Below are 8,279 nucleotides of genomic sequence, written 5' to 3'. Positions count from 1 at the left end.
TTTTTTTTTGACATTAATGTAACCCTGTTTGACCAAGAACAAGACAAATTCATTAATTCTATTATATTTTAAATAGTATATCACAAATTTTATTATTGTCTGATGGAACATACTTTACGTAAATCAACAATAAGATGATTCGAAATTTGTTCTTCGTTGACTACAAACCACTCTTTCTGAAAGAGTGGTTTTTGTTTTATTTAACCTAAGAAAAAAGGAGGATTATTGACACGATTTTTGCGAAAGTGCAGTTACAGTTTTCTTTTTAAGTCATCTTCAAAATTAAAATTAATTCTTACAACTTCATTTTACGGCCTTGTGTTTGCTTTTCTGTTAATGGATTATCCTTGGGCAGTATTTTTGGAAGTATTTAAAGAATTTCCAAGTCCTCCAACACTAAATCTTTGATTAACTTCAAGCTAATTTTGAAGTACCACATTTCATTTTCACCTAATTTTTTATGATTAAACCATCGTTAATTCAGGGTTTTTTCATTTAAAATGGCGTAATCATTGCAGTAGGAATTAACTATAACATTTTTGAGTGTTAAATCTCCTAAACCCACGCCTTTGAAACTAAAATTAAACTACCGAAAACTCTTCAAACGTATCGGAATATTCATTATTTCGATTATTTTACTTATTACAATACTTCTGTTGAGTTTAAGACTACCGGCTGTTCAAAACTATATAAAAGACAAACTAATCGTTTATCTCGAGAAGAAGATAAAGACCAAAGTAAGCTTAGACAGAGTCTATGTCGGTTTTCCCAACAGTTTGGTCATTGAAAACCTTTATTTAAAGGGACAAAACATTGATACTCTTCTGGCTGTAAGAAAATTTGATGTAGGTTTAGATATGTGGAAACTGATTAAATCTAAAGCAGATATCACATCGGTTGATCTCGAAGGTGTCCGCGCAAATGTCGTGAGAGATCCAAAGGGAAAATTTAATTTTGATTATATTATTGATGCGTTTGCAACTTCTGATAAAGAACAGGAACAGAAGCCTTCGAAGCCATTCATTATTTCATTAGATAAAATTAAATTAAAAGATATTGGGATTACATTTAACGATCAGCAGTCCCGAAATGATATCAAGGTCTATTTTAATTCATTCGATACAAGAGTAAAAACATTTGATCTTCAGAATAACAATTATGCCGTTAACGACATCAATCTTGATGGTTTAAAATTAAAACTGAAACAGGATCTGGTAGAAGAAGTGGCCAAGAATGTTGAAGAAAAAGTAGATTCTCTGAATCAGAAAAAGCCGATGAAACTGGGCTTGAACGGAATTAAACTGACCAATTTCGATATCGATTATGGTGATGATAATTCAAAGACTTTTGCTAAAGTTTTGTTTAAAGAATTAAGCACAAAAGTAAACAGTATCGACCTTGAAAATAACGATTACAATGTTGGAAATGTTTATCTGAGACAGGCGAACATTAATGCCAATCTATTCCTGCCAACAGAAAATGCCAATCCGAAAAAGGATGCTCAGCCTGAAGTTTCTAAAGTTTCCGCGAAAGAAAAAGCGATGAAAGTGATTTTAGGAAAACTGCTTTTGGATGATGTGAAAGTGGCATACAACAACACCGCAGTCGCTCCTACCCGATCAGGTATGGATTTCAATCACTTAAATTTTGCTAAATTAAATCTTGACGTCCGCAATTTTAAAATGGAAAACAACGGTTTTGCAGGATCTGTGAAATCAGCGGAAATACAGGAAGCTCGAGGCTTGAATGTACAGAAATTCAATACCGATTTTGTATATGATGAAAAACAGGCTTATCTGAAAAACCTTTATTTACAGACTCCGAAAACGATTTTAAGGGATGAAGTTGTTTTAAATTATAGTTCAATTGAGCAGTTATCTTCCAATTTGGGAGCAGTACAGATTTCAGCCGATATCCGTGATTCTAAAATTGGTTTTTCTGATATCTTAAATTTGGTTCCGACGTTAAGAAATACAGCGCCATTCAATAAATATCCGAATGCAACTTTAAATGTCAACGCGTTTATCAGAGGAACGGTGAACGATCTTGCGATTCAGAATCTGAAAGTCTCAGGTTTGGATCAGCTGAAAGTTTTAGCTTCCGGGAAAATTAAAAATGCGATGAATCCGGATCAGCTGTATTATGATCTGAATGTTGCAGAACTGTCTTCTTCATCAAAAACAATCTATAATTTAGTTCCGAAGAATACGATTCCTAATAATATTACGCTGCCATCTTTCTTCACGGTTCGTGGGACGGCAAAAGGAACAACTCAACTGGTGGATACCAATCTACGCCTGACTTCCACTTTAGGAAATGCAGCAATTATCGCCAAAGCAGATTTACGCAGAAAAAACCGAGAAACTTTTGATGTAAAGGCAAATCTACAAAGTATGCAGATTGGGAAGCTGATTCAAAATAAAGATTTGGGAAGCATCACTGCGCAAATTAATGCGAAAGGACAAGGTTTTGATCCTAAAACGATGTCTGCGGTTCTGTCAGGCGATGTAAGATCCGCGACCTACAACGGTTACACCTACCAGAATATGAATCTGAAAGGAAAAATCAACCGTGGCGTTTATGATATTGACCTGAACTCAAAAGATCCGAATGCCAATTTGCATCTTGCGGCTTCAGGAGTTTTCAACGACAATCCGTCGGTGAAAGTTAATGGAAATATCAACAAATTAGATTTAAACAAACTCGGATTCTACAGCTCGCCAATGATTATTGCAGGAGCGATTGACGGTGATTTTAAAACTTTAGATCCTGATAATCTGAATGGATATTTAAATTTAAAAGATTTTGCAATCTCCGATACGAAGGAAGTTTACCCAATTCAGGAAGTGAATTTACTGGCAGTTTCTACTGCAGATTCTACGCAAATTAAATTTAATTCTCAGATTGCTGATGTTGAACTGAACGGAAAATATAAACTGACACAGATCTTTGGAGCATTAACGCAGACTATTAATCAGTATTATCAGTTTCAAAAGCCGTCGGCTGCACAGAAAGTTGATGCCGGACAGTTTTTCACTTTTAGTGCTAAAATTAAAAATGATGATCTGATCAGAAAATTTGTTCCTGAACTGAAAAGTTTTGAAACCATAAATATCAACGGTAACTACAATGCCGATTCTCAGCAAATCCTTTTTGACGCACAGATTCCGCAGGTTTTATATGGAACCAATACTTTAGAAAATACAAGCTTAAAAATCACCAACGAAAATCAGGCATTACAATACAATTTAAGTGTGGCGTCACTTGCCAGCGAAAGTTTTGCTTTGAAAAAAGTCAATATCAACGGTGATGTTGCTGATAATTTGATCAATTATAACATTACGACGAAAGATGATAAAGATGAAACGCAGTTCCTGATTGCCGGAAATGCGAAATCGATGAACGACATCACTGAAATTTCCTTAAATCCAAATGGTTTAAAACTGAATTATATGGATTGGACAGTCGCTGAAAACAACAAAATTTCCATTTTCAGTCAGGGAATTGTGGCGGATAACTTCACCCTATCCAATTCGGGAGCAGAAATTTCTTTACAGTCTGAAAGCAGTTCACCAAGCAGTCCGCTGAATGTTTCTTTAAAAGATTTTAAAATCGAAACAATCACGGAAATCATTAAAAAAGATTCACTTTTAGCCAAAGGAACTATTAACGGAACCGCTCAGCTGAGAGATTTAACCAAAAATATGACCTTCACCTCAGATATTGATGTAACAGATCTGTTTGTATTCGGAAGTCCTGTCGGAAATTTAGATATTAAAGTCAATAACCAGTCTGCAAATCTTTTGAATGCTGATATTGCGCTGTCCGGGAACAATAATGATGTGAAAATCTTAGGAAATTACAACACTTCTTCCAGCAGTTTTGATTTGAATTTAAATATGAATCAGCTTCAGATGAAAACACTACAGGGTTTCACGGCAAATGCTATCACAAATACTGAAGGTTATCTTTCGGGAGATTTAAAAATTACCGGAACGAGCACTGCACCAAAGATTTTGGGTGATGTGAAAATGAATAATGTCGGATTGATGATTGCTCAAACCGGAAGTGATTTCAGAGGAATTAATGATAAAATTGGTTTTACCAACCGAGGCATTGAGTTTGATGATTTCAAAATTAAAGACAAAGACGGAAATTCTTTAAATATCGACGGACAGGTTCTTACACAGACCTACAGAGATTTTGCTTTCAATCTTGATTTGGATGCTAAAGATTTTAAAGTAGTGAATTCAGAGAAATCCAATGATGCGATGATGTATGGAATTTTAGCAATTGATGCGGCATTGAAGGTGAGAGGAAATTTAGATTTACCAAAAGTTGACGGAAGACTGGCAGTTTCAGAAACAACAGATTTCACATTTGTACTTCCACAATCAAGCCCATCTTTGCAGGAAAGAGACGGAATTGTAGAATTTATAGATCAGGATCAGATTGCTTTAAATAAAACAATTACTGCAGATTCTGTAAAAGCTGAAAGTCCGATCAAAGGTTTGGACGTTAACGTAAATATTGAGCTGAGCAAAGAAGCAAAAATGTCGATTGTAATTGACAAAGCGGCCGGAGATTTTGTAAAACTTCAGGGAGAAGCTGATTTGACAGGTGGTATTGATCCATCAGGAAAGGTTACTTTGGTTGGCGTTTATGCAGTTGAGCAGGGAAGTTATGAAATGTCGGTAAGTGTTTTGAAGAGAAAATTTGACATCCAAAAAGGAAGTACAATTACATGGACCGGCGAACCGACCACAGCCGATCTTGATATTACGGCAATTTATAAAACGCAGACCGCACCGATTGATCTGGTGGAACAACAGGTCGATCAGGCTAATCTGAACCAGTATAAACAGAGAATTCCTTTTAATACTTTATTGATTTTGAAAGGGGAATTGTTGAAGCCTGAAATTTCATTCGATATTACAACAGATGAAAAGAATAATGCTGTTTCTTCTGAAGTAACCCAAACCATCGATGGGAAACTGGCGCAATTGAGACAGGATCCTAATGAGATGAACAAGCAGGTTTTTGCTTTGCTTTTACTGAACAGATTTATCGGCGAAAACCCTTTCGAGAGCAACTCGGGAGTTTCTGCGGAGACTATGGCAAGACAGAGTGTGAGTAAAATTCTTTCTCAGCAGCTGAATAATTTAGCCGGAGATTTAATCAAAGGAGTTGACCTGAATTTTGATCTGGAATCAACTGAAGACTATTCCACTGGTACACAGAATACCAGAACCGATCTGAATGTTGGTTTGAGCAAAAGATTACTGAACGACCGACTGAAAGTTTCTGTGGGAAGTAATTTTGGTGTGGAAGGTGAAGCAAGACCGGATGAAAACACAACGAATATCGCCGGAGATGTACAGATAGATTACGCCCTTTCAAGAGACGGAAGATATACGCTGCGAGCTTACCGTAAAAATGAATATCAGGTTGCATTGCAAGGACAAATCGTGGAAACGGGACTTGGTTTTGTGATAACGTTAGACTATGATAAATTCAGAGATATTTTCAGAAAATCGAGAAATAACCGTAACCGGGAAGGTGTTCAGAATAAAAGAAATAAGGATAAAGAGGTCGTAGAATTCAAATAATTTTTCACTGTTAAACTTGGAAAACGTTTAAAAAACATTTTATCCAAAACAGAATTTTTAAAAATTGACCTTTGAAAAGACAAGTATTAAAACATGAAAAACAAACTCAATATATACTGTAAATATTTTTTGGTTTCAGGAATGACTGCGACAATAGTTTCCTGCAGCAACACCAAATTTCTAAAAGACGGCCAGCTTCTGTACACCGGTGCGGAGGTAAAAGTAGAAAGTGACTCGCTGACCAAGAAGGAAAAATCTGCGCTGGAATCTGCTTTAGAAGAAAATCTTACTCCGAAACCAAACTCTTCATTTTTAGGTTTAAGACCAAAACTTTACGCTTACAATGCTACAAAAGAACCCAAAAAGGAAAAAGGTTTAAGATACTGGCTGAAATATAAATTCGGAGAAGAACCTGTTTTATTGGGCGATGTTGACCGTGAATTTAATAAAGACATTATCGTTAATTATTCCGAGAACAAGGGCTATTTTAATGCTAAAGCGAAGTACGATACTGTTTCAAAAAATAAGAAAGCGCAGGTGATTTACACGTTAAATCCTGGTGGAAGATATTTAATCAGCAATGTAAAATTCCCGGCCGATTCAAGTCTAATTAATAGCGAAATTCAGATTTTAAAGGAAAAAACATTACTGAAAGCCGGAAATCCTTTTGACCTTGATGTTATAAAAGCGGAAAGACAGAGAATTGATGATGGTTTGAAAGACAAAGGTTTCTATTACTTCAATCCTGACAACATTATAGTTCAGGCCGACAGTACAGTCAGCAAAAATCATAAAGTGGAGATGATTGTCAAGTTAAAAGACAACACTCCAAAACTCGCGACCGAGCAGTTTACCATTGATAAAGTGGTGGTTTTCCCGAATTATAATCTTCGTGACGCGAAAAGAGGATTGTACAATATTCCGATGAGCGAAGATTCTTTAAAAGGATACGAGTACAATGATATTTATGTTGTTGATCCTAAAAAGAAATTCAAACCGAGAATGTTTGACCGTGCCCTGTATTTTGACAAGGGTGATATTTACAACAGAAAAGATCACAATCTATCGCTTAACCGACTGATCAGTTTGGGTGTTTTTAAATTTGTGAAAAATGAATTTGTCGTTTCAGATTCTTTAAATCATAAGTTTGATGCATATTATGTTTTAACACCGAGAGAACTTCAGTCTTTACGTCTTGAAGCTCTGGGAAGAACCAACTCGGCCAATTATGCAGGTAGTGAACTGAATTTAAACTGGACTCAGAGAAACTTTTTCCGTGGAGCAGAACAATTTAAAGCTTCTGTTTATGGTGCTTTTGATGTACAGATCGGCGGACCTGCGGAGGCTGAAAACATTTTCAGAGCGGGAGCTAATGCACAGCTTTCGATTCCGAGAATTGTGGCGCCATTTAGATTTAATTCTTCGAGTGCCTTTGTTCCGAGAACCAATATTAAACTGGGATATGAGTTTCAAAACCGAACGACTTTATACACTTTGAACACATTCAATGCAACGTTTGGATATCAGTGGAAAGAAAATGTAAGAAAAGAGCACGAACTTAATGTGATTGATATTTCATACATCGACCCTGCAAATGAAACACCGAAATTTTTGGCACTTAAAGCGAATAATCCCTATCTTCAAAGAATTACCGATCAACAACTTATTTTCGGACCAACGTATTCCTACACCTATTCCACCACGATGCTTCCGCAAAAAAACACTTTCTATTACAAAGGAATGCTTGATTTGGCTGGGAATATTACAGGTCTTATTACGGGAGCAAACGAGAAAGAAGGAAAACAGAAAAATATTTTTGGAGTTCCTTTCAGTCAGTACGCAAAAATTGAAAACGATGTCCGTTTTTATCATAAATTTACTGAGAAAACATCACTGGCAACAAGACTTATTGCCGGAGTTGCCCTTCCTTACGGAAATTCAAAATACATCCCTTTTTCAAGACAGTTTTTTGTGGGCGGAAGTAACAGCATCAGAGCTTTCCGAGCAAGAACTTTAGGTCCTGGAAGTTTCGATCCGAGAGGTGCTAATAATACCAGAGCAGTTTTTGATCAGGCAGGTGATATAAAATTGGAGATGAATGCAGAATACAGAGCCAATTTATATAAATTTTTAAATGTTGCAGCATTTGTGGATGCTGGAAATATCTGGTTGATCAACGATGAATTCAATGAAGCAGGAGAAAACATAAGACCAGGTGGAAAATTCTCAAAGGATTTTCTCAGCGAAGTTGCAGTTGGAGCCGGAGTCGGTTTGAGATTAGACTTTTCAATATTAATTTTAAGACTCGACCTGGCAATGCCATTGAGAGTTCCTTATTACAAAAAAGGCGACCGATGGGTTTTAGACAGAGTGAAATTTGGCGAGGGAAGCTGGAGAAGAGACAATTTAATTTTAAATATTGCGATCGGATATCCATTTTAAGTGGCTTTTGGCTGATGGCAATTGGCTATTGTCTTTTGATTGTATATAAGTCAATATGTTAAAAATATCAGTAGGAACGGGCTTTAGCCCGTTTTTTTTATTTAGAATTTGGGACGCTTTGACCAAAACTAACTTAGATAATGTTTAAAATTGAGTCATAGTGAACAAATTATTTTGTTCATCTTATCAGATTTTAGTAACTATTCAATCTTGAAGTTGAAAAAGAAT

General features: G+C 36.0%; 2 protein-coding genes. Both read left to right on the top strand.

Annotation, left to right across the window (positions count from 1 at the left end):
* Nucleotides 1–569 precede the first annotated feature (569 nt).
* Nucleotides 570–5,609 (top strand): translocation/assembly module TamB domain-containing protein, encoded by a 5,040-nt coding sequence (locus ASG21_RS18345; protein WP_056084179.1) that lies wholly within the window; start codon nt 570–572, stop codon nt 5,607–5,609.
* Nucleotides 5,610–5,702: 93 nt separating this feature from the next.
* Nucleotides 5,703–8,051: a BamA/TamA family outer membrane protein gene (locus tag ASG21_RS18340; RefSeq protein ID WP_056084174.1), complete on the top strand. Its 2,349-nt coding sequence runs from the start codon at nt 5,703–5,705 to the stop codon at nt 8,049–8,051.
* The last annotated feature ends 228 nt before the right edge of the window (nt 8,052–8,279 follow it).

The organism is Chryseobacterium sp. Leaf394 (assembly GCF_001424105.1).
Lineage (GTDB): Bacteria > Bacteroidota > Bacteroidia > Flavobacteriales > Weeksellaceae > Chryseobacterium.
Note: the sequence above shows the minus strand (reverse complement) of the source record. Positions and strands in the feature narration are given on the sequence as shown.